Here is a 25349-nt window from a genome sequence, read left to right as displayed (position 1 = left end):
CTCACGCGCCGTCGCCGGCGAACGGAACACCCAGCCGCCCGACATGCCCGGCAGCAACGCGCCCGCGGCAATAGTCGGTATCCGAACACACGAACATCCGCCCGCCGTCGTCGTCCACGATCACCTCGTCGAGATAGCTGTCCTCGGCCGCGCAGAGATCGCAGGCATGGTCGGCCTTCGAGGCGGTGAACGGATGGTCCTCGAAGTCGAGGCTCACCACCCGGGTGTAAGGCGGCAGCGCATGGATCCGGCTTTCGCGCCCCGCGCCGAACAGCTGGATCGCCGCGCAATCCCCCAGCTTGGGGTTGTCGAAGCGCGGGATCGGTGAGGGGTCCATCACATAGCGCCCCTCGACCTTCACCGGATAGGCGTAGGAGGTCGCAATCTCGCCGTGTCGCGCGATATCCTCGTAAAGCTTGACATGCATCAGCCCGTAATCCTCCAGCGCGTGCATCCGCCGGGTTTCGGTCTCGCGCGGTTCCAGAAAGCGCAAGGGTTCCGGGATCGGCACCTGGAACACCAGGATCTGGTCTTCGGTCAGCGGGGTTTCGGGGATGCGGTGGCGGGTCTGGATGACGGTCGCATCAGCCGTAGCCTCGGTGACCGCGACGCCCGCCGTCTTTTCGAAGAACTTGCGGATCGACACCGCGTTGGTGGTGTCGTCGGCGCCCTGGTCGATCACCTTCAGCACGTCTTCCGGCACGAGGCACGCAGCCGTCACCTGCACCCCGCCGGTGCCCCAGCCATAGGGCATCGGCATCTCGCGGCTGGCAAAAGGCACCTGATAGCCCGGCACCGCCAGCCCCTTGAGGATGGCGCGCCGGATCATCCGCTTGGTCTGATCGTCGAGATAGGCAAAGTTGTAGGCCGGTTCGGTCATCCTGTCGCCTCGGTCCCGTGGTGGAAGTGCCTGAAATGGTGTGAGAAACTGGCGGCACGCGTCATTCCGCAGCCTCCCGCATTGCAGCCGCATCGGCGCGCAGCCGCCGCACCAGTTCCAGTTCCGCCTGGAAATCGACGTAATGCGGCAGCTTGATGTGTTCCAGAAACCCGGTCGCCTGGATGTTGTCACAATGGGACAGCACGAATTCCTCGTCCTGCGCCGGGGCACCGACGAAATCCTCGCCCAGTTCCTGCCAGCGCAGCGCCCGGTCCACCAGCGCCATGGCAATCGCCTTGCGTTCCGACTGGCCGAACACCAGCCCGTAGCCCCTTGTGAACTGCGCAGGCTCGGTTTTCGAACCCTTGAACTGGTTCACCGTCTCGCACTCGGTCAGCTCCACCTCGCCGATCTCGACCGCGAAGCCCAGTTCCGGAATCTCCATCTCCACCGCCACCATGCCGATGCGCAACTCTCCGACAAAGGCGTGGGTGCGCCCGTAGCCGCGCTGGGTGGAATAGGCGAGGCCGAGGATGAAGCCCTCGTCCCCCCGCGTCAGCGCCTGCAGCCGCAAGGCGCGGTCGGCGGGCAGTTCCAGCGGGGTGCGGGTCAGGTCTGTCGGCACCGCATCGGACTGCGGCTGATCCTCGATCAGCCCGTCGCGGTTCAGGAAGCCCGCGATATGGGGCACCCTTGCCGCCAGCGGTTCCGCGCGCGGCGCCTCTGGCAGACCGCCCTCGGCCATCAGCTTGAAATCCAGCAGGCGGTGGGTGTAATCGAAGGTCGGCCCCAGCACCTGCCCGCCCGGCGCATCCTTGAAGGTGGCCGAGATGCGGCGCACGCAGGCCATCGCCGCCGTCTCGACCGGGCGCGACGACCCCAGACGCGGCAGCGTGGTGCGATAGGCCCGGATCAGGAACACCGCCTCGATCAGGTCGCCGCGCGACTGCTTGATCGCCAGCGCCGCAAGGTCCGGGTCGAACAGCGACCCTTCCGCCATCACCCGGTTCACCGCCAGCCGCAACTGCTCGCGGATCTGGCCGATGGTCAGTTCGGCCACAGAAGGGTCGCCCCGCCGCTCCTCGGCCAGAAAGTCATGCGCGTTCTCGATCGCCCGCGCCCCGCCCTTGACGGCCACATACATCAGATCGCCTCCACTCTGGTCGATCGCGGCAGCCCGGCCACAAGGGCGCCCGCCGTCAGGAAAGCATCGAACCCCAGCGGGTAGCGCGCGTGGTTGGCGGCAAAGGCGGCCGGATCGGGCAGCGAAAGCCGCGCCTCGCCCTTGATCCCCGGCCCGGTCAGGCGGCAACCTTCGGCCCGCAGCGCATCGCATTCGATGATTAGCGTGGCGGACCGGTCGGGATAATCCGGCGTGCCGAGCGGGAAGCGGTCCAGGGGCAGCAGCGCCTCCCACCGCCCCAGCGCGAACATCGCAGCCTCCGGGGCTACCAGGGCCGCACCGGTGTGAAACACCAGCCAGTCGCGCACATCCGGCAGATCGTGCGAGGGCGCCAGCCAGACCGGCGTGGAGCCATCGACCAGCGTCAGCAGCAGCACCCCCGCCGCCACCGACAGCGGCGCGGGCGGCCGCGCGCCGGTCAGCACCCCGATCCGCCCCGGCCGGGCCAGCGCGTTCATCGCCACGCGGAACGACCGGGCCGAGTCCAGCGGGGCTTGCGCAAACCCGCCCTCCAGCACATCCGCCCTCATGCGTCCTCTCCCCTGACCAGCGTGAAGAACTCGACCCTGGTCGCCGCGGCCCTGGCTGCACGGTCGGCGCGGCGGGCAGTTTCCTCGGCGGCCAGCACCTCCAGCACGTCGCGGCGCAGCGCCAAAGCCCGCGGCCCCTGCATCAGCGCGTCGATCAGCGCCGCGCGGGTGGCGTGGTCACGGTCGCGGCCCTGGACATGGGCATGGCCCACCGTGCCATCCTCCAGCCGCAGGGCGCAGCGCGTCACCGTCATCTCGCCCAGATTGAACGGCGCGCCCACCGCGCCGGTGCGGCCCTGCACCATCACCGCCCCCACCTCAGGCGCGCGCAGGAAGGCATGGCGCGGCAGATCGGCGGGCATCAGCGCGGCGAGCCGGTCCGGCCGGGCGCGGGCCAGCAGGCCCATCCAGTGCTTGCGGTCGGCATCATCGGGGGGCGCGGTCATCTGGACACCTTGCGGGGTTGTCGATTTATCTATACAACTAGACAAATCCATAGCGCCCCAGCCCCCGCAACGCAACCCCGAACCCGTGAAACTTTCGTGACAGGAGGCCGCCCTGCCCCGCCCGACCCTCTGGCGCTCCATCGCCGAAACCCTGACGGCCGAGATCGCCGCCGGTCACTACCGCCCGGGCGACCGCCTGCCGACCGAGGCGCTGCTGGCCGCCCGCTTCGGCGTCAACCGCCACACGGTGCGCGCCGCGCTGGCCGATCTCGCGGCGGCGGGGCTGGTCCACGCGCGGCGCGGCGCGGGGGTGTTTGTCGCCGCCCGCCCGACCGACTATCCCATCGGGCGACGGGTGCGGTTTCACCAGAACCTGCTGGCCTCGGGGCGCAGCCCGTCGCGGCAGTTGCTGGCGCTCGAAACCCGGCACGCCGACGCACGCGAGTCGCAGGCGCTGGGGTTGCCCGAGGCGGCGGCCGTGCATGTCTGCGAAGGGATCTCGCTGGCCGACGGGCTGCCGATCGCCGCCTTCCGCTCGGTGTTTCCCGCCGCACGCTTCCCAGACTTGCCGCTGGCGCTGCGCGACAACCCGTCGGTCACGGCGGCGCTGGCGGCGGCCGGGGTGGCCGACTACACCCGCGCCTCGACCCGGCTCACGGCCGAACTGGCGCACGGCACCCGCGCCGCCCTGCTGCGCCTGCCCGACGGCGCCGCCCTGCTGCGCAGCGAGGCGGTCAATGTCGATGCCGCGGGGGTGGCGGTGGAATACGGGCTGACCTGGTTCGCGGGCGACCGCGTGACGCTGACGGTCTGCCCTGATTGACCCCACCGCCGGTCATGATGTCACACCGCCGATACAGATGCCCTGTAATCCATGGGTCAGCCAACAACCGGGACATCCCATGACCCCGATCTTGCCCCCGCTGCGTCTGACCGGCGCAGAGATCCTGCGCGACGGCGAATTGCAGCGCCGCTCGATTGCCATCGCAGATGGCCGGATCACCCGCGGGCCGCTGCCCGAGGTCGATCTGACCGGCTTCCTGATCCTTCCCGGCATCATCGACCTGCACGGCGACGGGATGGAACACCACATCGCGCCGCGCGCCGGGGCTGCGGTGCCGCTGAACGCGGCGCTTGCGGCGGCGGATCGCGAGGCGGCGGCGCATGGGCTGACCACCGCCTTTCTTGCCCAGGGCTGGAGCTGGGAGGGCGGCCTGCGCAGCCCCGACGCCGCCGAGGCGCTGCTGGTGGCGCTTGACCGCCACCGCCTGCAGGCGCTGACCGATCTGCGGGTGATGATCCGGGCGGAAACCCATCTGGTCGGGTCCGGGGCGCGGCTGATCGCGGCGGTGCAGCGGCACCGGGTCGGCTATGTGCTGTTCGCAGACCGGCTGGAAGCGGCCGCCGAAACCCGCCACGCCCGGCCGGCCCTGTTCGCAGCCCTTGCGGCCGGCCTCGGGCAAGACGTGTCCGATCTGTCGGCCGCGCTCGACGCCGCCCGCGCCCGCGGCCGCGACGTGCCGCGACACCTGTGCACGCTGGCCGAGGCCTTCGATGCGCTGGGCGTGCTTTACGGCAGCAAGGGCGACCCCGACGGCGAGACCCGCGAACGCTATTCGATGATCGGCGCCCGGATCGCGGCCTTCCCCGCCACCCGCCGCGCCGCCGCCGCCGCCCACGCGATGATGAGCCCGGTGATCCTCGGCGCGCCGGCCGTGCTGGGGGCGCGCGGCCCGGCGGGTTCGGTGGCGGCCTGCGACCTGATTGCCGAGGGCCTGTGCGACGCGCTGGTCTCGGACGGTCAGGTGCCCGCGCTGGTGCGGGCCGCGCTGGCGCTGGTGGATCGCGGGCTGGCGACGCTGCCCGAGGCATGGGCGATGCTGTCGGCCAACCCGGCCGAGATCCTGCGCCTGCCCGACCGCGGCCGCCTGACCCCCGGCCTGCGCGCCGATCTGGTGGTGATGCGCGCCGACACGCGCGAGGTCGAGGCCACGATCTGCGGCGGGCGGCTTTCCTATCTGGCAGGCGAGGCCGGACGGCGGTTCCTGAGCCAGCCGCAGCCGATGCGGATGGCGGCGGAATAACGCCGGAAGCCGGTGCGGGGGTCGGGCGGCGGAGCCTCCGGCGGGGATATTTGGGCAAAGATGAAAGCGCGGGATCAGCCGCCAAATGCGTCGAGGAACGCCTCGGCGGGCAGGCTGCGGAAGGCGGGCAAGGCGGCGCGCAGCCGGTCGTGCGGCCAGTCCCACCAGGACATCGCCAGCAGGCGTTCGGCGATGGCGGGGGGAAGCGGTCGCGGAGCGGGGTGGCGGGAATGCCGGTCACGATCTGGTAGGGGGCGACATCGCGGGTGACGACGGCGCCTGCCCCCACCACGGCGCCCGCGCCGACGGTGACCTCGGGGCGGATGATGGCGCCGTGGCCGATCCAGCAGTCGGGGCCGAGGGTGACGCGGCGGGACTGGCGGTGGCGGAAGAAGGCGGCGTCGGGGTCGGCGTCGTCCCAATACATCTCGGAGCGGTAGAGGAAATGGTGGAGGCTGGCGTTGCCCATCGGGTGGTCGGTCGGGCCGATCCGGGTGAAGGCGGCGATGTTGGCGAACTTGCCGACCGTCGTGTTGGCGATGTCGGCGTAGCGGTCGCAGTAGGAATAGTCCTCGAAGCTCGAATGGGCGACGCGGGCGCCGCGGCCGATTTCCACGAAGGCGCCGAAGTCGGAGCCGGTGATCTCGCAATCGGGATGGAAGAACGGGGTTTCGGCGGAAAGTCTGGGCATCGGGTCTTCCTGCAACGGGGTTTTCACGCGTGAAAGGCAGGCTATGCCTATGATTTAACGTCACTTTCAGGATTTCGTCAAGGTTTCGTCAACCTTTTGCCCGGCACCGCGCTAGTGCCCGCCGCCATCGCCCTTGATCAGCCGGGCGCGCAGCCAGCCCGACAGGGTGTCCATCGCCATGACCATCAGCACGATCAGGATCATGTAGTAGCTGACCTCCTCCCAGTCCTTCTGGGTGGCGATGGCCTGGGTCAGCAGGAGGCCGATGCCGCCGCCGACGATGGCGCCGATCACCGTGGCGGAGCGGGTGTTGGATTCGAGGTAGTAGAGCACCTGGCTGAGCAGGACCGGGGTGATCTGGGGGATGATGCCGAAGCGGGCGCGTTGCAGGGCGTTGGCGCCGGTGGACTGGATGCCCTCGACCTGGCCGGTGTCGATGTTTTCCACCGCCTCGGAGAACATCTTGCCGAAAGACCCGGTGTCGGTGAGCAGGATCGCCAGCGCGCCGGTCATCGGCCCCGGCCCGAAGGCGCGGCTGAGGATGATGGTCCAGATCAGCCCGTCAACCCCGCGCAGGAAGTCGAACAGGCGGCGCAGGCCGAAGCGCAGCGCAAGGCTGCGCCCGACGTTGCGCGCCGCCATGAATGCCAGCGGCAGGGCAATGATCGCCGCGCCCATGGTGCCGAGAAAGGCCATCAGCACGGTTTCGAACAGCGCCCAGACCACGTCACCGTGCCGCCACATCGCGTTGGTCCAGACATCATGCACCATGCCCGCGAGGTTGCTGCGCGCCGGGTCGAGCCGGTCACCCGAGAGGGCAAGGGCGGCAAGCTCGCCCGGGGCCCGGCCCGAGAACGGGCTGTCGAGGGTGAAGAAGAACAGCTCCCACCCCGTCTGGTAGCGGAACACCTCGGTCCGGTTGCGGGTCATGCTGAAGCGGCCCCGGCCGGTCGTGACCGAAACGCGGGTGTCGGAGGCGTTGATGAAACCGGGCACCGGGCCGGGCGGCAGGGAAAGCGCCAGCCCGCCGGTCTGCGGGCGGATGTCGATCAGGCCGTAACCGGGCAAGGTGTAATGCGCCCCGGCCGCGTCGAACACCACGAGGTGCCCGGCGCCGAGGTCGATCACCGTGGTTTCCGGCGTCTGCGTCACCCAGTCGGGCAGGCGGCCGGGCGGATAGGTGCCCTTGGATTCGCCCTCGATCGCCACGGTCACCTCGCCGCTGCGGTTGTCGCGGGTGACGTGGGTCTTGTAGGACCAGAAATCCGACAGAAGGATGCGGGCATTGTCGAGCCGGGCGCGGTCGGCAAGGCCGGGCAGGTCGAAGGCGAAGAAGATGTAGGCGAGGTAAAGCAGGATCACCCCGGGCACCGCGAAGGCCACCAGCCGCTTGCGGGCAAAGCGCGCCGTCATCTCGGCCTGCAGGGTCGTGCTGTCGGTCAGCGCCATGGTCAGTGCCCCTTCACCAGACGGTTGCGGAAGTGCCCGGAAATCTGGTCGACGAGCACGATGGTGAAGAACAGCAAGAGGAAGATCGCGATGACCTGATCGTATCTGCCCTGCCCCCATTGCATCGCGGTCTTGAGGTCGTAGCCGATGCCGCCCGACCCGACGAAGCCGAGGATCGACGAGGCGCGGATGTTGATCTCGAAGCGCAGCAGGGCATAGCTGAGCCAGTTCGGCGCGACCTGCGGCAGGACGCCGAGCCACATCCGCTGTGTCCAGCCTGCGCCGACCGAGGTCAGGCCCTCGACCGGCTTGAGGTCGGCATTCTCGGCCACTTCGGAAAACAGCTTGCCAAGGGCGCCGGTGGTGTGGATCGCGATGGCGATCATCGCGGGCACCGGGCCGCCGCCAAGGATGTAGATCAGCACCAGCGCGATGACGATTTCGGGAATGGCGCGCATCGCGTCCATGCTGCGGCGGAACAGCGGGATCAGGCGGGGGAAGCGGGCAAGGCCGCGGGTGGAAAGAAGCGCCAGCACCGCCCCGGCCATCGCGCCGATCAGGGTGGACACGGCGGCGATGTTCACCGTCTCGATCAGCGAGGGCAGAAACTCCCAGGCCAGCGCGGGCAGGTTGGCGCGCTTGGCGAAGGCCTCCGAGACCACCTCGGCCGGGAAGTCGAACACCTGGTGCAGGCCGTCGAAGAAGCCGCCCGCGTTGCGGTCGTCGGCCAGCCTGAACCCCGAGGCCAGGATCGCGACGAACAGCACGATCAGGATGCCGCCATACATCCGCTTGCGCCGGATCTGGGCCAGATAGCTGTCACGCAGGCCCGTGCGGGCGGCGGGGGCAGGCAGGTCGGTCATGCGGGGGAATTCCGGGCAATGAAACGGGCGGGGGTGCGCGCGGCCCCCCCCGCCCGGATGCTGGTGAAATCAGTTCGACTGCGACTTGCGCAGCGCGATCATCGTCTCGTAGGCGTCATGGGTGACGGGGAAGAAGCCGGCGGTCTCGCCCGCGGCCACGCCATAGGCGCAATCCTTGTCGCGGGCGTGCAGGCCCTGCACCAGGTCGATCATCTTGGCCTTAACATCGGCGGGCAGCGACTTGCGCAGCGTGACCGGGCCTTCCGGGATCGGCTTGGATTTCCAGATCTCGACGATGTCGTTCATGTCGACCAGACCGGAATCGACCGCCTTGCGCAGCGCGCCCGAGTTGTAGCCGTCTTCCCAGTTGCCCTGACCGTCGGCCCAGGTGACGCCGGCATCGACATCGCCGTTGGCGACGGCAACGATGGTCTGTTCATGGCCGCCGACGAAGCGGACTTCACCGAAGTAGTCGCCCGACTCCATCGTGGCGCCGATCTCGGCCGGAATCTCGACTGCGGGGATCAGGTAGCCCGAGGTGGAGTTGGGGTCGCCGAAGGCGAAGACCTTGCCCTTCATGTCGGCCAGGCTGGCGATGCCCTTGTCCTTGCGGGCAAAACCGATCGAGTAATAGGTGAAGGACCCGTCGAGGTTGGTCTTGACCAGCGCCGGCTCGACCGATTCCGGGTCGGTGAGGTAGGCCTTGGCATAGGCCGAGGCGCCAAGCCAGGCCATGTCGATCGTCCCGCCCAGCAGGCCCTGGATCACGCCGTCATAGTCGGCGGGGGTGAACAGCTTGACCGGCACGCCAAGGGCTTCCTCGGCATATTTGCGCAGGCATTCGTTCGAGGTCATCCGGTCCTGGGCGTTCTCGCCGCCCAGGAGGCCGATGTTGAACTGGGTGATCTCCTGCGCGACGGCGGCGCCGGACAGGGCGGTGGTGGCAACAAGGGCGGCAAGCAGCGTTTTCATCGTGGTCTCCGTGTTGGATGGCCCGCAAGGGGGCCGGGGAACGTCAGGCGAGCAGCGTCTCGGCGTAGGCGTCGTCGAGCGTGTCGATGGAAGTGGAGGTGGCGGCTTCCGAGAAGCTGGCGTCGGCGCCGTAGATGTCGCGGGCCGCCCCGGTGGTCAGCTGCGCGGGCGTGCCGTCGAACACGATGCGGCCGTCGCGCATCCCGATCACCCGGTCGCAGTAGCGCCGCGCGGTGTCGAGCGTGTGCAGGTTGGCGATCACCATGCGGCCGTCCTCGACGTTGATGCGCTTGAGGGCATCCATCACGATCTGGGCGTTCATCGGGTCGAGGCTGGCGATGGGTTCATCGGCCAGGATGATGCGGGGGTCCTGCATGAGGGCGCGGGCGATGGCGACGCGCTGCTGCTGGCCGCCCGACAGCGCCTCGGCCCGCTTGGGGGCCTGCTCGGCGATGCCCAGACGGTCGAGGATGTCGAGCGCGCGCAGGATGTCGGAGCGCGGCCAGAGGTTGAACAGGGTGGCAAGGGTGGACCGGCGGTTCAGCACGCCGTGCATGACGTTCGAGGCCACGTCCATCCGCGGCACCAGATTGAACTGCTGGAAGATCATCGCGCAGCGGCCCTGCCAGGCGCGCATTTCCGCCCCCTTCAACGCCAGCACGTCGGTGCCATCGACCAGGATGCGGCCCGAGGTCGCGTCGGTCAGGCGGTTCATCAGGCGCAGGAAGGTCGATTTCCCCGCCCCCGAACGGCCGATGATGCCCACGAATGCGGGCTGATCGACCGTGAAGCCGATCCGGTCCACGGCGGCTTTCGCACCGAACATCCGGGTCACGTTTTCCACTTGCAGCAACATCGGCGACCCCTTCGTGTTCGGGGCGGTGATAGGAGGCCGCTGCGACGCGGAGGTCACGGAAATCTGAAACTTTCGTGACAGCGCGACCGGCCGGGGCGCGCGATTTTTCTACGAAAAATCGGAACCCGAGAGCCCGGGCGCCTGATTTTTCGTAGAAAAATCGTGTGTGGCGGGTCGAAGCGCGGCGGGGGGGTGCTGCGGTCCTGCGGCACGGCGCGGGGTGGCGCCGGGGCGCGAGACGTGATCTGAGAGGGCCGCGCGGGGCGCTGATGCCGGATGGAGGCGCGATGACCGAGACACCCTTTCTGCCCCATGACGACCCGCGGGCCTTTCGCGATGCGCTGGGCCGCTTTGCCACCGGCGTGACGGTGATCACCGCCGCCGGGCCCGGGGGGCCGGTGGGCTTCACCGCCAACAGCTTTGCCTCGGTCTCGCTCGACCCGCCGCTGGTGCTTTGGTCGCCTGCGCGAGCCTCCGGCCGCTTTGCGGTCTTTGCCGAGGCGCGGCATTTCACCATTCACGTCATCGCGGCCGGGCAGACCGGGCTGTGCAACCGGTTCGTGCGCGGCGGGGCCGGGTTCGACGGGCTCGACCACGCCGTGACGCCCGAGGGGGTGCCGGTGCTGGCCGGGGCGCTGGCGCGGTTCGACTGCGTGCAACATGCCACGCATGAGGGCGGCGACCATCTGATCGTGGTCGGGCGGGTGCTGCGTGCCACCTGCAGCGCGGGCAGCCCGCTGGTGTTCAGCCAGGGCGCCTTCGGCGGTTTCGTGGCGGACTGAACGGGGCGGGTCTGCGGGCTGCCGCTTTCTGCGGCACTGCGCCCGCTGCGGCCCGCCAGGATCGCCGCTTGCGGGGCGGGGCGGGGCGTGCCGCTCGCATCTGCCGCGGAACCGTGATATTCATCGGCCAGAGGCAGGAGGCGGGCAATGTCCCTTGACACGTTCGACCAGCATCCGACGGAAGACGACGCTGCACAATGCACGACGCTGACGGCGGAAGAGATGATGCAGCAGGCCACGGCGGCGGCGGCCTTTCTCAAGGCGCTGGCGCACGAGGGGCGGCTGATGATCCTGTGCCATCTGCAGTCGGGCGAGAAATCGGTGACGGAACTGGAGCTGCTGCTGTCGTCGCGGCAGGCGGCCGTCAGCCAGCAGCTGGCGCGGCTGCGGCTGGAGGGTCTGGTCAGTTGCCGGCGTGACGGCAAGACGATCTTCTACTCGATCCAGGACCCCAAGGTGGTTCATGCCATCGGCATGGTTTACGAGCTGTTCTGCAAGCCCCGCTAGGCGGGTTTCGGCGGGGCCCCGGCTATCCGGCGCCCCGCGCTGCCGTCATGTCAGGAAGTCTGCGACGCTGATATCCTGAAACAGGATCGAGCTGCGGTTTGCCAGCACCAGCAGGGCGCCGTCGTCAGTGTCGGTGAAGCTGAACCCGACGCTGGCGGCATAGGCAAAGGCATCCTGCCCGGCGATGGTGACGGTATCGGTGCCGATCTCGAAATCGGTGATCACGCTGTCGGACAGGCGCCTGACGGTCGGCAGCAGGAAGGCGAAGGTGTCGGCCCCGCTGCCGCCCGTCAGGGTGTGGCTTGCAGCGCGGTCCATCCGGGCCTGGAGCACGTCGTCGCCCTCGCCGCCATCCATCAGCGTGGAATCGCGGCCCGAGATCAGCAGGTCGTTGCCCGCGCCGCCGTAGAAGAAGTCTTCGTCGACATGGCCGTAGATCGTGTCGTTGCCGTCGCCGCCCCAGGCATGGTCGATGCCGCGGAAGGTGCCGATGCGGTCATCGCCCGCGCCGCCGATCAGGGTGTCGTTGCCGTCGCCGCCGTTCACGAGGTCGTTGCCGTCACCGCCGTCGGCCCGGTTGTTGCCGTCGCCCGCGAACAGGCGGTCGTCGCCGCTGCTGCCGGTCAGGCTGTCGTTGCCGGAAAGGCCATATTCGCGCAGCAGGGCCTCGGTGGTCAGGCCGTCGAAGGTGATGGAATCGCCGCCGTGCAGGGCCAGCCGCAGCGTGCCCGCCCCGACCGCCAGCGCGACGCCCGCGTTGACCAGCGTGGCCAGCGCCGTGCCGTCCACCGTGAGAAGGTCGGTCCCGGCCTCGAAATCGGTGATCCTCAGGTCGGACACGCTGGGATCGGCGGCGTCGATCAGCACGAAGCGGTCGGCCCCTGCCCCGCCCGACAGCGTATGGTCGGCCCCGCCCGACAGGCGCGCGATGATCGTGTCGTTGCCGTCGCCGCCATAGGCGACCGAGGCCATGATGCCGGTTTCGAGGTAGTCGTTGCCGGTGCCGCCGAACAGCAGGTCGCCGCCCGCGTTGCCGACCAGGCTGTCGTCGCCCTCGCCGCCGATCAGCGTGTCGTTGTTCTGGCCACCGCGAAGGGTGTCGTTGCCTGGGCCGCCGTCGATGTGGTCGTTTCCGGCATTGCCGAGGATGAAATCATCGCCGCTGCCGCCGAGGATCAGGTCGGCGCCGCTGCCGCCGGTCAGGGTATCGGCAAGGTCGGTTCCGGTCAGGGTCTGGACGAAGGGTCCGGTGGGGTCGGGGGGCAAGGGGGTAGGCATGTATGCTCCTATCAAACGCTAAAATACACTGCCCGGCCCCGGGTGACGGCATTGCCTCCGCCTGATTTCGGCAATGAATACAGCGGGAAAAGTGATTCGCATAATTTATCGTTGATTTTGCATCAAAATGCCACGATCACGCCGCAATCGGCGGATTGTCGCTGCCTGCGGCGGATGCCGGGCGTGCGTCGCGTTCGCTGGCCGGGTTCCGGCGGCCCGGAACAGGCCGCCCCGCCCTGCCGGAGCCGGGGCAGGACGGGGCGGGTGCCGAAACTGGCGCGGCGCGCGGCGCGGATCAGTCGTCGAGGTTCTTGACCACGCCGTCGGCAAAGGCGGCGATCATCGCGGAGTAATAGACATCGCTGTTCACCGGCAGAACGGTCACGTCGACGCCGGCCGGGATGAACGGCCGCGAGGTTTCGACGTTGATGGTCAGCTCGTAGGATTCGTAGTTGGAATTGTTGGTCTCGTCGGAAACGTTGACGTTGCCGACCAGCCGGGTCTGGGCGAGGCCCATGTTCTCGGTGTAGGAGTTGCTCAGCTCGACCTCAGAGATGTCGACGTTGATCCGCACGCCGGTTTCGGCGATGCGATCGACCAGGCGCGCGGTCAGCGCATTTTCCAGATCGGCTTCCATGTTGGCGAAACGGGTCGCGGCCTGCGCATTGGTCAGCGCGGTAATGTCGATGTCCACGTTGATCTCGCGCACCTTGGTATCGGGCGCGGCGAAGGCTGCGGTGGACAGCGACAGCCCGACAAGGGCGGGGACGAGAACGGAACGGATCATGATAGCCTCCTGGAAAATGACCGATGCACCCCGCGCCATAGCGGCGGGGGCCACGGCAAAAGAACGTCGCCGGGTCGGGGCAGTTCCCGCCGGTTGCGAAATAATCCCGGCGTGCCGGGGAGTTCCGTCAGGCGACGACCGCGGCGGGCCGGGTCGCCCGTGGCCAGGGCCGGGTGGCGCCGGCCAGCACCGTCAGCCCGACCGGGGGACGCGCCGCGAGGGCGGCAAGCGGCAGGCGCGCCGCCATCGGGCTGCGCAGGGCAAGGCGGCGTCCGGCATGGCTTTCGGGCACGGTGACCGGGGCGGCGTCCGCGGCAAGCAGGCCGGCCTCGTCTTCGCTGAGCAGCAGCGCGGCAAGGCGGATGCGGGCGCGGTTGATGCGGCTTTTCACCGTGCCTACGGCGCAGCCCGCGGCCAGGGCCGCCTCGTCATGCGAATAGCCTTCGCCGCCGACCAGCATCAGAACGTGGCGCTGCGAGGCAGGCAGGGTCTGCATCGCCGCGAACAGTTCGGACAGGGCAACAGCATGGTCCTGCGAGGGTTCGACCGACAGGCGGGCGGCGAACTGGCCGTCGATGTCCTCGACCTCGCGCACGGCCTTGCGGCGGTCCGACAGAAAGGTGTTGCGCAGGATGGTGAACAGCCAGGCGCGCAGGCGGGTGCCGTCCTCGAAGCGGTCGCGGTTGGCCCAGGCCTTCAGCAGGGTATCCTGCACCAGATCCTGTGCCGAGGCGTCATTGCGCGTCAGGCTCATCGCGAAGTGGCGCAGCGCCCTCATTTCGGTGGCAAGCAGGCGGTGGAAAGAATGGCTATCCGGCATGTGTGGCCTCCTTGAAGTGGGCGTTCGCTGCATCCGCTTTTGCGGAGCGGACGCCGGGCATGATCCGCGGCCACCGCCGGCCGCCCCGAAACGGGGCGTGGTGGCACTGTCGTCAGGACCGGGAAACGGTCTGTCTGGTCTTGCCCGGCAGCGATCGGCCGGGGGGTCTGAAAAGTGCCATTCAGCCCGGCGCAGAAAACGCCGGACGCGGAAGCTGGAACCGTCCTTGGCGACAAGGCGAACGGGCCGCGAATGCCGTGTTGACGGCTTCCGATTCCCATGCTTCGGCACGGGAACCGCTGTTTCCATCAATGCCGATCCGGGATTGGCTGCACTAACGTGCGTCAGCCCCGCGCCGCGGTGCAGAAGAAAGACCGTCGGCGCTGGCGCGAGACCCGCGGCGATGCCGCCCGCAACCCGGTGCCGCGCCGCAGCCGGGACCGGCAAGAGCGGCGGGCGGGGCCGCCCGGAGAGCGGTCACTGCAGGGCGTTGTGGGGGGTGTTCGGGTGGGGTGGTTCGGGTGGGGTCGGCATGGGGGGCCGGACGGGGGCCGGCACGGGGGCCGGACGGGGGCCGGCACGGGGGCCGGCACGGGGGGCCGGCACGGGGGGCCGGCACGGGGGCCGGCACGGGGGCCGGCACGGGGGCCGGCACGGGGGCCGGCACGGGGGCCGGCACGGGGGCCGGCACGGGGGCGTGGGGGTGGTGTCAGGCGGGCGCCGCCTTGCGGGGGCAGGCCTGGTCGGGGGGCGGCGGGGTCAGCGTGCGCCGACGCGGCGGGCGACGGGCATGTGATAGAGCATCTCGGCCTCGATCAGTTGCGCGGTGGCGGACAGAACGGCGCGAAAGAACGGCTCTGCCGTCTGGATCCCCAGCCGCCGGCAATAGCCCGGCACCCAGACCAGCAGATGATTGTCGAGGAAATCGCGCTGCCGCGACCGCGCCACCCGGGCGTCGCGGGCGTTGCCAAGCCGCAGCGCCTCGGTTTCGGCCTGGCAGAGCGCCGCCATGAAGCGAAGCTGCTCGGCCAGATGATCGAGCGGGCCTGCAAGATGGGCGGGCCAGTAACCCGCCTCGGCATAGGCCTGCGCCACGGCATGGATGGTCGTGCATTTCGTGCGGTCGTTGCGCCAGGCGGATTCGCAGGGCAAGGGCGGGGTATAGCCTTCGCCCGCACCGCAGAACAGACGGGCCTGTTCCGCCTGCAGCCGGGCGGACAACAGCGCCATGTCGGTCTCGGGCAGCAGGGCGGTCAGGACGGCGTCGCAGGTTCCCGGTTCCGCCGCCCCTGCCCCGTCGGCCAGGCTGCGCATACAGGCAAGGTGCGCCGGTTCGGGGCAATCGCTGAACTGCGCCCCCAGAAATGCATAGCAATCGGCTCTGTCATCACGCGCGGGATGGAGGCGGACGGTATTCATGGTCTGGGCACCTTGGAAAGAAGGGTGGCTGGCGAACCGTCCAGGCATTGGCCGGTCGCCCCCGGACCGGGGGGCGGACGGATCCGCGGCATCGGTTCCGGACGGAGGCAGAGCGGTGGCACGGCAGGGCTGGGGATGACGGCCTGCACTCATCGCGATGTCCTTTCCTGGGTCCGGGGGTGTGGTCCTGGGCAGAAGAAGCGGGGGCATGGGGGGCGTGGAATCGGCGGAAAACCTGCTGCCGGAGGGACCGGCTTCGAGGTGCTCTTCTTGCCGCTGTCGGACTTTGCGGCCTTGATCCAGATCAATCGTTCGTGATTATTGGCGATTGTGCTGCGGCCAACGGCCGCGTGGGCAAAGGCGGGGGACCAGGGGGGGCGTCAGACGCCCGGCACGCCCGCCTTGCGCAGCCTGCGCCAGTCGCGTTCGGACCGGCGCAGCGCCTTGCGGGCGCGCTTGTCCGGGGCGGTGCGCGCCAAGGGGTGGCCGGGCGTGGTGCGGGCGCGGATGGTGGCGAGGTCGTTCAGCATGCCAAGCGCGTCCTGCAAGGTTTCCAGCCGGTCGCGAAACCGGTCTGCCCGCCTGCCCGGCCAGAGCCGCCGGAAGAAATCGCTCAGGTAGCGCAGCGCCTTGGCGTCCTTGCGGAAGGCATGGCGTTCGGCGTCCGACATGGCGCGGATGCCGCCGCGATGGGCGGTGCATCGCTTCCAGGCGCGGCGCAGCGCCCGCCGCGCGATGCCGGTCACCGGCGCGCGGCGGCGCCTTGCGGCCTTGTGCCCGCGGCGGTGCCAGCCGTCGCCCGCAAAGCGGGCGCGGAGCGCGGGGGCAAAGCGGTCTGCCCCGGCCTGCACCAGCGCCGCGCGCACCTCGGTGCGGATGGCTGCCGCCCGTGCTGCGCGGTCGGCCGCACGGTCGGCCGCGAGGGCTGCCGTGGTGTCGTGCTGCATCAGGATGTCGGCATCGCGCCAGTGCCCCAGCAGCCGGAAAAGCCGCCTTGCCTCGGCCTCGACCGCGGCGCGGGCCGGACGGTTGATCAGCCGGGCCATCCCTGCCAGCGCCGTGCGCAGTTGCCGGAGCGCGATGCGCGCCCGGTGCGGCCCTTCGGGCGCGTCGCTTTCGGTGAGGGCGGCGAGGTGCCGCGCGAAATCCTCTGCGCAGGCCAGCGTGATGTGGCGGAGCGCCTGTTCCGCCGTCTGGCCGGGCCACACGGATTTGCCGGATGCGCCGACAGGATCGTCAGGAGGGGTTTCGGGAGGGGCGGCGGGCATCGGAAGGGCTCTTGGTCCGCTGGATGCGGCGGGGGGATGCTACCAGATTGCGGGCCGCGTGGCATCAGGGGAAGATATGCCCCTGCCGAACCGGGCGCCGCACTGGCGGGGGCTTCCGGCGGGGTCCGGCGCGGCGGCGCGCAGCGGTGACTGCGGAACTTCAAACGCCTCGGCCCGCAGCGGTGACTGCGGGCCGACGGGCACGTACGAGCGTTTCGGCCCGCAGCGGTGACTGCGGGCCGACGAAGGATTACTGGGTCTTCATCCAGTCGTCGACTTCGCGCTCGGCCTCGTCCTTGGCCTTGCCGTATTTTTCCTGCACGAGGCCGACGATCTCTTCACGGCGGCCTTCGATGCGGTCCCAGTCGTCATTGGTGATGTTGCCCCACTGCGTCTGGGCCTTGCCCTTGAGCTGCTTCCACTTGCCTTCGATCTGATCCCAGTTCATCGCTTTCTCCTTCGTTGCGAGGTCGTGTACGGAGCAAACGCGGCCGGGGCGGCCATGGTTCCCGATGCGGTGCGGCTTTCGGCGTGACAATTTGGCATGGCGCGCGGGCAAATTCCGGCGGGAGGGAACCTCGGCGGCTGCCGGGCATTGATGCAGGACCACGAATGCCTTAAGGTGAAACATGTCCCGAAATTGCCCGAAGCTTTCCTTGCCCGTCGGCCTGCCCGGCCGCCGCGGTTCCGGCGTTTGCCGGGGCACCCGGCCGCGCGCCCGCCTGCGCCGGATCGCCTGAGGCATGTCGGCCGCTACGGCGACGGGACAGGATGTCGGGGAAACCGCGGCGTCGGGCACCGCCCGGCTGGAGGGCGATTTCGTGCTGGCGCGGATCGGCACGCTGGACCCGATGATGCGCGCGCTCGAGGCCGACGGCGTGACGGCGCTGGATCTGGCGGGCATCACCGCACTGGATACCGCCGGGGCCTGGGTGATCGTCACGGCAGAGCGGCGCGGCGGAATGCGGTTGCAGGGCGGCACCGAGGCGCAGCTCCTGCTGCTGGAGACCGTGCGCGATGCCCTGCCCGACGATGCCCCGCCCGGCAGGCCGAAACGCTTTGCCCCGGTTGCCGACGCGCTGGAGCGGGTGGGCCGTGCCAGCCATGCCTTCGTGCAGGGGCTGCTGCGGGTGACAGGCTTTTTCGGGCTGGTGATCGCGCGGCTGGTCCACACGCTGCTGCACCCGTCACGCTTGCGGGTGACGGCGCTGGTGTTCCACATGCAGCAGGCCGGGCTGAACGCGGTGCCGATCGTGGCGCTGATGGCGTTCCTGATCGGGATCGTGCTGGCCTTTCAGGGTGCGGACCAGTTGCGCCAGTTCGGGGCCGAGGTGTTCGCCGTGGACCTGATCGCGATTTCGGTGCTGCGCGAGTTGGGCATCCTGCTGACGGCGATCATCGTGGCGGGGCGGTCGGCCTCGGCCTTCACCGCCGCCATCGGGTCGATGAAGATGCGCGAGGAGATCGACGCGATGCGGACGCTGGGGCTGGACCCGATCGAGGTGCTGGTGCTGCCGCGGGTGCTGGCGCTGTTGATCATGCTGCCGGTGCTTGGGTTTCTGGCCGATATCGCGGGCCTGCTGGGGGGCGCGATGATGACCTGGTATGAACTGGGCATCTCGCCGGGGATGTTCCGCACCCGGCTGCTGGACACCGACGTGTCGCATTTTCTGGTGGGCATCGTGAAGGCCCCGTTCTTTGCGCTGATCATCGGGGTGATCGGCTGCTACCAGGGGATGCAGGTCGAGGGCAACGCCGATTCGCTGGGGCGGCTGACCTCGCGGTCGGTGGTGCAGGCGATCTTCATGGTGATCCTGGCGGATGCCACCTTCTCGATCTTCTTTGCGGCGCTGGGCATATGACCGGCGCGGGCAGCGGCGAAATGGGCAACGGCGGCACGGGCAATGGCGGCACGGGCAGCGGCGGCACGGGCGAGGCGGTGATCGAGGTGCGCGGGCTGGTCAACCGGTTCGGGCGGTCGGTGATCCATGACGGGCTGGACCTCGACCTTTACCGGGGCGAGGTGCTGGGCGTGGTGGGCGGGTCGGGCACCGGCAAGTCGGTGCTGCTGCGGTCGATCGTCGGCCTGCAAAGGCCGCAGGCGGGCAGCATCCGCGTGCTGGGCGTCGATGTGCTGCACGCGGCCGACGCCGACCTGCGCGCCACCGAACGGCGCTGGGGCGTGATGTTCCAGGACGGCGCGCTGTTTTCCGCCCTGACGGTGCGCGAGAATGTCGAGGCCCCGATGCGCGAGCGGCTGGAGCTTGACGCGGGCGTGCGCCGCAGCCTGGCCGACCTGAAGCTGGCGATGGTCGGGCTGCCCGCCAAGGCGGGTGCGCTTTACCCGGCCGAGCTTTCGGGGGGGATGCGCAAGCGCGCGGGTCTGGCGCGGGCGCTGGCGCTCGACCCCGAAATCCTGCTGCTGGACGAGCCGACCGCCGGGCTGGACCCGATCGGCGCGTCGGAGTTCGACGCGCTGATCGGGTCGTTGCAGCAGGCGCTGGGGCTTTCGGTGTTTCTGGTGACGCATGATCTTGATACACTGCACGCCACCTGCAACCGGATCGCGGTGCTGGCGCAGAAGAAGGTGCTGGTCACCGGCACCATGGCCGAGATGCTGGAGGTCGATGACCCCTGGGTTCATGCCTATTTCCACGGCCCCCGCGCCCACGCAGCGGGCACCGCTGCCGGGGCCAACATGAAGAACGCAGGATAGAACCATGGAAACACGCGCAAATTACGTCCTGATCGGGGCCTTTACCGTCTTTGCCATGCTGGCGGGCCTGGGGTTCTTTCTCTGGCTGGCCAAGGTGCAGGTGGACCGGACCTACACCCAGTACGACATCCTGTTCGACAGCGTGGCGGGGCTGGCGGTGGCGGCGCCGGTGCGGCTGAACGGGGTCGATGTGGGCGAGGTGCGCGGCATCGCGCTCGATTCCAGCAATTCCGGGCGGGTGCGGGTGCGCATCGAGGTGGCGGCGGCGACGCCGGTCCGGCAGGGCACGCAGGCCACGCTGGCCTCGCAGGGGGTGACGGGTGTTGCCTTCATCGGGCTGGAGGGCGGCGCGGCCGATGCGCCGCGCTATGACATCGACCCCGAGACCGGCGTGGCCCTGATACCGTCGAAGACCACGGTGGTGCAGGGGCTGATCGAGGATGCCCCCGACCTTCTGCGCGAGGCGATCTCGCTGCTGCGCGATCTGGGTCAGTTCACCGGGCCGGAAAACCGCGAGAAGGTCGCCAACATCCTGACCAACGTCGAAGTGGCGACCGGACGGCTGGACGAGGCGCTGACCGATCTGGCCACCACCTCGGACAGTTTCGTGACGGGGGTGGACCAGATCTCGTCCTTTGCCACGCGGCTTGACGGCGTGGCCGCAAAGGCCGACACAGCATTGGTGACCGCCAACCGCACGCTGCAGGGGCTTGACAGCTTTACCCGCGAGGGCCTGCCCCGGATCACAGCGCTGAGCACCGAGGCCGGGCGTCTGGTGGCGGCGCTTGCCAGCCTGACCGCGCGGATCGAACGCGACCCCGCACGCTTCCTTCTGGGCAACCGTGCCCCCGAATATACCAGATGAGGCCGTCATGACCCCCTTTCCCCGCCCCCTGATCCTTCTGGCCTGTGTGGCGGCGCTGTCCGGCTGCGGCGCGCTGTCGGCCGTGTCGGATGCCTCGGCGCCGCTGGACGCCTATACGCTGGCGCCCTTGCCGGGCAGCGGGGCGGCGCGCGGTTCGCGCCATCTGGTGATCGACGTGCCCGAGGCAGGGGGCGCGCTGGCCACCGACCGGATTCTGGTGAAGCCGAACCGGCTGCAGGCGCAATACCTGCCCAAGGGCCGCTGGGTGGACCCGGCGCCGGTGCTGCTGCAATCGCTGCTGGTGGCCTCGCTGCAATCGGCGGGCGGTTTCAGGCTGGTGGGGCGCGATACGGCGGGGCTGGTGCCCGACTACCTGCTGCTGTCGGACCTGCATGATTTCCAGGCCGAGGCGACGGTGCCGGGCGGGCCGCCCGCGATGGTGCGGATCGGGGTCACGCTGACCATGGTGCGCGACGCCGACCGCAGCGTGATCGCCACCCGCCGGTTCGAGCAGACGGCGCAGGCCGCCGATGACGAAAGCATGGCGCTGGTGCAGGCGTTCGATGCCGCCATGGTGCGGCTGTTGTCGGTTGCGGTGCCATGGGTGCAGGGGGCCGCACGCTGAGCGGCGCTGCGCGGGCGCAGGGAACCGGCGGCGGCCTGAAGCGTTGGCATGGTCGCGGGGGCGGCGTGGCGCCGCGACACCCGTGCAGCACCATCTGAAGGGCCAGCACCATGAACAACATCATCTACATCGTCGGACTTGTGGTCGTCGTCCTCGTGGTTCTGGCGTTCTTCGGCATCCGCTAGGGGCTTTCCGGCCGACGACCCGGGCCCGAGTCAGGCACCCGCCACCGGTGCCCAGATCACGTCGTCGATCCGCGGGGCGCCGGTGGCCAGCATCACCAGCCGGTCAAAGCCCAACGCGATGCCGCTGGATGCGGGCACCTGCCCGAGGGCAGCCAGAAAATCCTCGTCCAGCGGGTAGCGGTGGCCGTAGACCCGCTGCTTCTCGTCCATCTCCAGCCCGAAGCGGCGGCGCTGCTCGGCCGGGTCGGTAAGCTCGCCAAAGCCGTTCGCCAGTTCCACCCCGCAGGCGTAAAGCTCGAACCGTTCGGCCACGCGCGGGTCGTCGGCGGCAGGACGTGCCAGTGCCGCCTCGGCCACCGGATAGCGGTCGAGGATGGTCATGCGCCCCAGCCCGAGGTTGGGCTCGACCTTCTGCACCAGCACGCGGCTCAGCATGTCGGACCAGGTGTCGTCGGGGGCCACGCGGACGCCGGTTGCGGTCAGCGCCGCGGCGAGGGCTGGGGCGTCGGGCGAGCCTGCGGCATCGACAGTGGACAGCAGGTCGATCCCGGCATGGCGGGTGAAGGCATCGGCCACGCTCAGCCGTTCGGGGGTGGCGAAGGGGTCGCAGACCCGGTCGCGCCAGCGCAAGGAGCGGCTGCCCGCGGCATCGGCCGCCACCGCCAGCATCGCGGCGCAGTCGCGCATCAACACGTCATACCCCTGCCCTGCGCGATACCATTCCAGCATGGTGAATTCGGGGCTGTGCAGCGGGCCGCGCTCGCGGTTGCGCCAGACATGGGCGAAGGCCGCGATGCGGGTTTCGCCCGCCGCCAGAAGCTTCTTCATCGCAAATTCGGGTGAGGTGTGCAGATACATCTGCCGCGCCGCGCCGTCGTTGCCGATGGCTTCGGTGGCAAAGCCGTGCAGATGCGCCTCGTTCCCCGGCGAGACCTGAAGGGCTGCCGGATCGACCTCGGTGAAGCCCTGATCCGCCAGCCACCCCCGCAGTGCCGCCTGGATGCGGTTGCGCGCCAGCAGCAGCGGGCGTCGGTCGGCGTGGATCCGGGGTGTCCACCATGGAGAAGCGGTATCGGAGGGGTGCGTCACGGTGGGTCTGCTTTCGACTGGAGATTTGACATCGGATGCGCTAGGTGCGGCAGCAAAACCCGCATGTCCTACGCCGCGGGTCCGCCCATCACAAGGAGCCTTTCGTGAAAGTCATCGCCTCCAGCCTGCGCAAGGGGAACGTCGTCGAGCTTGACGGCCGGCTTTATGTCGTTCTGACCGCCGAGAACTTCCACCCCGGCAAGGGCACGCCGACCACCCAGATCGACATGCGGCGCATCTCGGACGGGGTGAAGGTGTCGGAACGCTGGCGCACCACCGAACAGGTCGAGCGCGCCCATGTCGACGAGCGCGGCTATGATTTCCTCTATGAGGACGGCGAGGGCTTTCACTTCATGGAGCCGAACAGCTTCGAGCAGATCACCGTCGCCGCCGATGTGGTGGGCGACGGCAAGGTGTTCCTGACCGAAGGGCTGCGGGTCGGGCTGAAGACCTATCAGGACATCGCGATTTCCATCGAGCTGCCGATGAAGGTCACGGTCGAGATCACCGAGACCGAGCCGGTGATGAAGGGGCAGACGGCGCAGTCGTCCTACAAGCCCGCGATCTGTTCCAACGGGCTGCGGGTGATGGTGCCGCCCCATATCGGCGCGGGCACCCGCATCGTGATCTCGACCGAGGACAACACCTACGTCGAACGGGCCAAGGACTGACCTCAGCGCCTGCGGCGCCGGGCGGGGGGTTTCCGGCAAGGCGTGGGGCCTGCGACAGACAGCGCCGCGTTCAGCCGGTCACCGCCGCCCAGAAGGCGTGCTTGCGGCCATGCTGCGCCCGGAGGTGCGCCACATAGGCCGCATGGTCGGGGCTCAGGTCGCCCGGGCCGATCATCGCCGCCAGCCGGTCGCAGGTCGCGAGATGCCGGGCGGCGTGCTTGTAGCGGCCGCTGCGGGCGTGGGTCAGGGCAAAGCCGATCATCGCGCGCAGTATCAGGGTCGCGGCCAGCGGGTGCCGGTCGGCCAGCGCCTCGGCGGCGGGGGAAAGCTCGGCATAGCGGTCGCCGTCCAGCGCGGCGTGGCGGGCCAGCACCAGCGCCGCCGCCCGGCCGGGGGCGGGCCAGGCCAGCAGGAATGCCAGCGCCGCCGTCAGGTCGGGGTGGGCCGCCACAAGGTCGAGCGCCTTGTCCTCGGCCTCCATGTCGTCGAAATCCGGCAGGGGTTTGAGGTAGGCGCGCAGGGCTTCGGCCGACAGGGCGCGGGTGGCAGAGGCCCAGCGCAGCGCCTGAGCGGCCGCCAGATCGCCCTGCCCCGCCAGAATGTCGGCCTTCAGCAGCACGAAGGCCACGGGCAGGCCGCGCGGGCGGGTGGCTTCCACCGCCGCAAGGGCCGCATGCGCTTCGGGAAGCCGGCCGGCCGCGTGCAGCCGCCGGGCCAGCGCAAGGCCCAGATCCGGGTGCAGCCGGTCGGCGGGGGTCAGGGTCGCGGCATAGGCGTCGGGGTCGTCGGTCAGGTCGGAAATCGCGCGCAGGCCTGCGTCCAGATGCCGGGCATGGGCCTGCCCGGCTGCGGCACGCAGGTCGCGCAGGCGGCGTTGCAGCAGGGCCAGCCCTTCCGGCCCCAGCGCCGGGGCCGCCGCGTCGATCAGCCCGGCGTGGAGCGCGCCGGCGCCCTGTTCCAGCAGGCCCGCCACCGCGTCGGCCAGTGTGTCGGGCGACGTGCCCGCGCGCTGCGTCAAATCGGGGAGCGCGGGCAGGATGCGGGCGAACAGCGCCTGCATCGCATCGTCGCCTGCGGCGCGGCGGGCGACCGGGGCGGCCAGCGCCATCATCTCGAATGCCAGATCGAAGGCCAGCGCCGGGGCATCGGGGGCGATCAGGTCATGGCAGGCCGTCCAGTGCGCGCCCAGTTCCGCCACCAGCGCGGCGGTGCGCCGGGCGGTCAGCTTGCCCGACCCCTGCCGGATCGCGGCCAGCCGCTTGCGGATCTCGCGCGCGGCCTCGGGCGGGCCGAAGCTGGCGGAAAGGGCCACGCGAAGCTGGCGCTTCGCCGCCGCCGTGGTGGCGACGGCCAGCAGCAGCGTGGCCAGCCGTTCGGCCCCCAGCCGTTGCAGGTTCTTCGCGTTCAGGGTCTTGCCGTCGGCCATGGCGGCCCTCCTTGCCCGGGGTCGCCCGCCAGAGCCCACGGGCGGGCGGCGGCGTCAAGCCTTGAGTGCCGGATCAGGGCAGCGGCGACAGGCCGATCACCCAAGGATGCGCCAGGATCAGCGCCGCCCAGATCGCCACCGCCAGCAGGAGGCGCGGCGCCGAGGGGCCGCGCACCGGCCGCCAGCGCCCCGACAGCAGCGCGGCCAGCGGCAGCACCGCCGTCGCCTGCGCCAGCCGCGCCCATTCCGCCGCCCCCATGAGCCGCCGGTTGCGCCGGTCGATGATCGCCATGCCCAGCAGGGCAAACCCGGTGAACGACCCGAACAGCAGAACATGGGCCAGATCGCCGTTGGCCAGCAGATGCGCCCCGGCCCAGAGCGCCAGCGCCCAGAGAAGCGGATGCCGCGTCAGGCCGATGATGCCGGGACGGTCGGGCCGGAACCCCGCCGCCGGCCCGCCGAACGACAGCGGGTTCGGCACCCCGACCGAAAGCGTTGCCAGCGCAATCGCCAGCGGCATCGCCAGATTGGCCGCCCAGCGGTGCCACGTCGCCGGATCCCACAGTGGCACGAACGGCGCACGGGCGGCGGCGACGATCAGCCAGGCCAGCACCGCCAGCGACACCGCGCTGTAAAGGAACAGATAGCCCCGCGGGCCTGCCACGGCCTTCAGCCGGGCCTTGACGGCGGGGCGGGTCGGGATGGCGTGCGACAGCAGGAAGACGGCAAAGGCCAGCCCGAACATGCCCCAGCCTGCCATGACGCCCCCCCTTCTTGCCCGCGCGCCATGGTTCAGGCGGACGGCGCGGCTTGCAAGCGGTTTCCGCGGGCCCTGCGGCGGGCGTGGCGTTTCCGGTCGGCGGGGTCGCGGGGAATGCCCTCGATCTGTCTGCAATTCTTCACATCCCGGCAAGATCGGCGCCGCATTCCCGCCAGAAAGTCTGGCTGCGACCGGAG

The 25349-nt window shown here is 69.8% G+C and carries 26 protein-coding genes and 1 pseudogene; 9 read left to right on the top strand and 18 right to left on the bottom strand.

Annotated elements, in window-relative coordinates; translation table 11 throughout:
* Nucleotide 1: 1 nt before the first annotated feature.
* The 4 genes from RNZ50_10610 to phnG form a co-directional block, all read right to left on the bottom strand.
* Nucleotides 2-880, bottom strand: coding sequence for an alpha-D-ribose 1-methylphosphonate 5-phosphate C-P-lyase PhnJ (locus RNZ50_10610; GenBank protein MDT8855455.1), 879 nt, complete (start codon nucleotides 878-880; stop codon nucleotides 2-4).
* Between the two features lie 61 nt (nucleotides 881-941).
* Nucleotides 942-2024 (bottom strand): carbon-phosphorus lyase complex subunit PhnI, encoded by a 1083-nt coding sequence (locus RNZ50_10605; GenBank protein MDT8855454.1) that lies wholly within the window; start codon nucleotides 2022-2024, stop codon nucleotides 942-944.
* Entirely contained in the window at nucleotides 2024-2593 is a 570-nt protein-coding gene (phnH, locus tag RNZ50_10600; GenBank protein MDT8855453.1) for a phosphonate C-P lyase system protein PhnH, read from the bottom strand. The genes RNZ50_10605 and phnH overlap by 1 nt, the downstream gene beginning before the upstream one ends.
* Nucleotides 2590-3039 (bottom strand): phosphonate C-P lyase system protein PhnG, encoded by a 450-nt coding sequence (gene phnG / locus RNZ50_10595; protein ID MDT8855452.1) that lies wholly within the window; start codon nucleotides 3037-3039, stop codon nucleotides 2590-2592. The genes phnH and phnG overlap by 4 nt, the downstream gene beginning before the upstream one ends.
* 112 nt (nucleotides 3040-3151) lie before the next feature.
* Here phnG and phnF point away from each other — a divergent pair, with 112 nt between their 5' ends.
* Together phnF and RNZ50_10585 are read left to right on the top strand one after the other, a co-directional pair.
* Nucleotides 3152-3862, top strand: coding sequence for a phosphonate metabolism transcriptional regulator PhnF (gene phnF, locus RNZ50_10590; protein ID MDT8855451.1), 711 nt, complete (start codon nucleotides 3152-3154; stop codon nucleotides 3860-3862).
* A gap of 79 nt (nucleotides 3863-3941) precedes the next feature.
* Entirely contained in the window at nucleotides 3942-5123 is a 1182-nt protein-coding gene (locus RNZ50_10585; GenBank protein ID MDT8855450.1) for an alpha-D-ribose 1-methylphosphonate 5-triphosphate diphosphatase, read from the top strand.
* A 74-nt stretch (nucleotides 5124-5197) separates the two neighbouring features.
* Here the strand turns inward: RNZ50_10585 and RNZ50_10580 are convergent.
* The 5 genes and pseudogenes from RNZ50_10580 to phnC all read right to left on the bottom strand — a co-directional run bounded on the left by RNZ50_10580 (nucleotide 5198) and on the right by phnC (nucleotide 9951).
* Nucleotides 5198-5814 (bottom strand): annotated as a pseudogene (locus RNZ50_10580) (chloramphenicol acetyltransferase).
* Between the two features lie 111 nt (nucleotides 5815-5925).
* The gene (gene phnE / locus RNZ50_10575; protein ID MDT8855449.1) at nucleotides 5926-7263 is read right to left on the bottom strand and encodes a phosphonate ABC transporter, permease protein PhnE; all 1338 of its coding nucleotides are present in this window, start codon (nucleotides 7261-7263) and stop codon (nucleotides 5926-5928) included.
* A 2-nt stretch (nucleotides 7264-7265) separates the two neighbouring features.
* Nucleotides 7266-8126: a phosphonate ABC transporter, permease protein PhnE gene (gene phnE / locus RNZ50_10570; protein ID MDT8855448.1), complete on the bottom strand. Its 861-nt coding sequence runs from the start codon at nucleotides 8124-8126 to the stop codon at nucleotides 7266-7268.
* A 69-nt stretch (nucleotides 8127-8195) separates the two neighbouring features.
* Nucleotides 8196-9098, bottom strand: coding sequence for a phosphonate ABC transporter substrate-binding protein (gene phnD / locus RNZ50_10565; protein MDT8855447.1), 903 nt, complete (start codon nucleotides 9096-9098; stop codon nucleotides 8196-8198).
* Between the two features lie 43 nt (nucleotides 9099-9141).
* Entirely contained in the window at nucleotides 9142-9951 is an 810-nt protein-coding gene (gene phnC, locus RNZ50_10560; GenBank protein MDT8855446.1) for a phosphonate ABC transporter ATP-binding protein, read from the bottom strand.
* Nucleotides 9952-10241: 290 nt separating this feature from the next.
* Here phnC and RNZ50_10555 point away from each other — a divergent pair, with 290 nt between their 5' ends.
* On the top strand, nucleotides 10242-10736 hold the full coding sequence (locus RNZ50_10555; protein ID MDT8855445.1) for a flavin reductase family protein: 495 nt from the start codon (nucleotides 10242-10244) through the stop codon (nucleotides 10734-10736).
* A 147-nt stretch (nucleotides 10737-10883) separates the two neighbouring features.
* The gene (locus RNZ50_10550) at nucleotides 10884-11243 is read left to right on the top strand and encodes a metalloregulator ArsR/SmtB family transcription factor (protein ID MDT8855444.1); all 360 of its coding nucleotides are present in this window, start codon (nucleotides 10884-10886) and stop codon (nucleotides 11241-11243) included.
* A gap of 45 nt (nucleotides 11244-11288) precedes the next feature.
* Here RNZ50_10550 and RNZ50_10545 read toward each other — a convergent pair whose 3' ends face one another.
* The 6 genes from RNZ50_10545 to RNZ50_10520 form a co-directional block, all read right to left on the bottom strand.
* A complete protein-coding gene (locus RNZ50_10545) occupies nucleotides 11289-12521 on the bottom strand; it encodes a calcium-binding protein (GenBank protein ID MDT8855443.1) in 1233 nt (410 codons plus the stop codon).
* A gap of 295 nt (nucleotides 12522-12816) precedes the next feature.
* Nucleotides 12817-13308 carry a hypothetical protein gene (locus RNZ50_10540; protein ID MDT8855442.1) on the bottom strand — a complete coding sequence of 164 codons (492 nt, stop codon included), beginning with the start codon at nucleotides 13306-13308 and terminating at the stop codon, nucleotides 12817-12819.
* 127 nt (nucleotides 13309-13435) lie between these two features.
* Entirely contained in the window at nucleotides 13436-14128 is a 693-nt protein-coding gene (locus RNZ50_10535) for a sigma-70 family RNA polymerase sigma factor (protein ID MDT8855441.1), read from the bottom strand.
* Nucleotides 14129-14887: 759 nt separating this feature from the next.
* Nucleotides 14888-15547 (bottom strand): molecular chaperone TorD family protein, encoded by a 660-nt coding sequence (locus RNZ50_10530; protein MDT8855440.1) that lies wholly within the window; start codon nucleotides 15545-15547, stop codon nucleotides 14888-14890.
* A gap of 380 nt (nucleotides 15548-15927) precedes the next feature.
* Entirely contained in the window at nucleotides 15928-16815 is an 888-nt protein-coding gene (locus RNZ50_10525) for a CHAD domain-containing protein (GenBank protein MDT8855439.1), read from the bottom strand.
* A gap of 250 nt (nucleotides 16816-17065) precedes the next feature.
* Nucleotides 17066-17263, bottom strand: coding sequence for a CsbD family protein (locus RNZ50_10520; GenBank protein ID MDT8855438.1), 198 nt, complete (start codon nucleotides 17261-17263; stop codon nucleotides 17066-17068).
* 403 nt (nucleotides 17264-17666) lie between these two features.
* Between RNZ50_10520 and RNZ50_10515 the strand changes: the two genes are divergently transcribed.
* The 4 genes from RNZ50_10515 to RNZ50_10500 are packed head-to-tail and all read left to right on the top strand — an operon-like array spanning nucleotide 17667 to nucleotide 21021.
* The gene (locus tag RNZ50_10515) at nucleotides 17667-18677 is read left to right on the top strand and encodes an ABC transporter permease (GenBank protein ID MDT8855437.1); all 1011 of its coding nucleotides are present in this window, start codon (nucleotides 17667-17669) and stop codon (nucleotides 18675-18677) included.
* Between the two features lie 20 nt (nucleotides 18678-18697).
* The gene (locus RNZ50_10510; GenBank protein MDT8855436.1) at nucleotides 18698-19531 is read left to right on the top strand and encodes an ABC transporter ATP-binding protein; all 834 of its coding nucleotides are present in this window, start codon (nucleotides 18698-18700) and stop codon (nucleotides 19529-19531) included.
* Nucleotides 19532-19535: 4 nt separating this feature from the next.
* Nucleotides 19536-20396, top strand: coding sequence for an MlaD family protein (locus RNZ50_10505; protein ID MDT8855435.1), 861 nt, complete (start codon nucleotides 19536-19538; stop codon nucleotides 20394-20396).
* A gap of 7 nt (nucleotides 20397-20403) precedes the next feature.
* A complete protein-coding gene (locus RNZ50_10500) occupies nucleotides 20404-21021 on the top strand; it encodes an ABC-type transport auxiliary lipoprotein family protein (protein MDT8855434.1) in 618 nt (205 codons plus the stop codon).
* Nucleotides 21022-21236: 215 nt separating this feature from the next.
* On the opposite strand, the gene epmA is transcribed toward RNZ50_10500, so the two are convergent.
* On the bottom strand, nucleotides 21237-22295 hold the full coding sequence (gene epmA / locus RNZ50_10495) for an EF-P lysine aminoacylase EpmA (protein MDT8855433.1): 1059 nt from the start codon (nucleotides 22293-22295) through the stop codon (nucleotides 21237-21239).
* Nucleotides 22296-22399: 104 nt separating this feature from the next.
* Between epmA and efp the strand changes: the two genes are divergently transcribed.
* Nucleotides 22400-22966: an elongation factor P gene (efp, locus tag RNZ50_10490; GenBank protein ID MDT8855432.1), complete on the top strand. Its 567-nt coding sequence runs from the start codon at nucleotides 22400-22402 to the stop codon at nucleotides 22964-22966.
* Nucleotides 22967-23036: 70 nt separating this feature from the next.
* Here the strand turns inward: efp and RNZ50_10485 are convergent, their stop codons facing one another.
* Entirely contained in the window at nucleotides 23037-24392 is a 1356-nt protein-coding gene (locus RNZ50_10485; protein MDT8855431.1) for a hypothetical protein, read from the bottom strand.
* A 73-nt stretch (nucleotides 24393-24465) separates the two neighbouring features.
* A complete protein-coding gene (locus tag RNZ50_10480; protein ID MDT8855430.1) occupies nucleotides 24466-25152 on the bottom strand; it encodes an NnrU family protein in 687 nt (228 codons plus the stop codon).
* Nucleotides 25153-25349 lie beyond the last annotated feature (197 nt).

This window comes from Paracoccaceae bacterium Fryx2, from assembly GCA_032334235.1.
Classification (GTDB): domain Bacteria; phylum Pseudomonadota; class Alphaproteobacteria; order Rhodobacterales; family Rhodobacteraceae; genus JAVSGI01.
Note: the sequence above shows the minus strand (reverse complement) of the source record. Positions and strands in the feature narration are given on the sequence as shown.

What these genes read in the sequence shown, in the direction of transcription:
- RNZ50_10610 (MDT8855455.1), bottom strand. Translation starts at nt 880, where the DNA reads ATGACCGAACCGGCCTACAACTTTGCCTATCTCGACGATCAGACCAAG.
- RNZ50_10605 (MDT8855454.1), bottom strand. Translation starts at nt 2,024, where the DNA reads ATGTATGTGGCCGTCAAGGGCGGGGCGCGGGCGATCGAGAACGCGCAT.
- phnH (MDT8855453.1), bottom strand. Translation starts at nt 2,593, where the DNA reads ATGAGGGCGGATGTGCTGGAGGGCGGGTTTGCGCAAGCCCCGCTGGAC.
- phnG (MDT8855452.1), bottom strand. Translation starts at nt 3,039, where the DNA reads ATGACCGCGCCCCCCGATGATGCCGACCGCAAGCACTGGATGGGCCTG.
- RNZ50_10585 (MDT8855450.1), top strand. Translation starts at nt 3,942, where the DNA reads ATGACCCCGATCTTGCCCCCGCTGCGTCTGACCGGCGCAGAGATCCTG.
- phnE (MDT8855449.1), bottom strand. Translation starts at nt 7,263, where the DNA reads ATGGCGCTGACCGACAGCACGACCCTGCAGGCCGAGATGACGGCGCGC.
- phnE (MDT8855448.1), bottom strand. Translation starts at nt 8,126, where the DNA reads ATGACCGACCTGCCTGCCCCCGCCGCCCGCACGGGCCTGCGTGACAGC.
- phnD (MDT8855447.1), bottom strand. Translation starts at nt 9,098, where the DNA reads ATGAAAACGCTGCTTGCCGCCCTTGTTGCCACCACCGCCCTGTCCGGC.
- RNZ50_10555 (MDT8855445.1), top strand. Translation starts at nt 10,242, where the DNA reads ATGACCGAGACACCCTTTCTGCCCCATGACGACCCGCGGGCCTTTCGC.
- RNZ50_10550 (MDT8855444.1), top strand. Translation starts at nt 10,884, where the DNA reads ATGTCCCTTGACACGTTCGACCAGCATCCGACGGAAGACGACGCTGCA.
- RNZ50_10545 (MDT8855443.1), bottom strand. Translation starts at nt 12,521, where the DNA reads ATGCCTACCCCCTTGCCCCCCGACCCCACCGGACCCTTCGTCCAGACC.
- RNZ50_10540 (MDT8855442.1), bottom strand. Translation starts at nt 13,308, where the DNA reads ATGATCCGTTCCGTTCTCGTCCCCGCCCTTGTCGGGCTGTCGCTGTCC.
- RNZ50_10535 (MDT8855441.1), bottom strand. Translation starts at nt 14,128, where the DNA reads ATGCCGGATAGCCATTCTTTCCACCGCCTGCTTGCCACCGAAATGAGG.
- RNZ50_10530 (MDT8855440.1), bottom strand. Translation starts at nt 15,547, where the DNA reads ATGAATACCGTCCGCCTCCATCCCGCGCGTGATGACAGAGCCGATTGC.
- RNZ50_10525 (MDT8855439.1), bottom strand. Translation starts at nt 16,815, where the DNA reads ATGCCCGCCGCCCCTCCCGAAACCCCTCCTGACGATCCTGTCGGCGCA.
- RNZ50_10520 (MDT8855438.1), bottom strand. Translation starts at nt 17,263, where the DNA reads ATGAACTGGGATCAGATCGAAGGCAAGTGGAAGCAGCTCAAGGGCAAG.
- RNZ50_10515 (MDT8855437.1), top strand. Translation starts at nt 17,667, where the DNA reads ATGATGCGCGCGCTCGAGGCCGACGGCGTGACGGCGCTGGATCTGGCG.
- RNZ50_10510 (MDT8855436.1), top strand. Translation starts at nt 18,698, where the DNA reads ATGGGCAACGGCGGCACGGGCAATGGCGGCACGGGCAGCGGCGGCACG.
- RNZ50_10505 (MDT8855435.1), top strand. Translation starts at nt 19,536, where the DNA reads ATGGAAACACGCGCAAATTACGTCCTGATCGGGGCCTTTACCGTCTTT.
- RNZ50_10500 (MDT8855434.1), top strand. Translation starts at nt 20,404, where the DNA reads ATGACCCCCTTTCCCCGCCCCCTGATCCTTCTGGCCTGTGTGGCGGCG.
- RNZ50_10485 (MDT8855431.1), bottom strand. Translation starts at nt 24,392, where the DNA reads ATGGCCGACGGCAAGACCCTGAACGCGAAGAACCTGCAACGGCTGGGG.
- RNZ50_10480 (MDT8855430.1), bottom strand. Translation starts at nt 25,152, where the DNA reads ATGGCAGGCTGGGGCATGTTCGGGCTGGCCTTTGCCGTCTTCCTGCTG.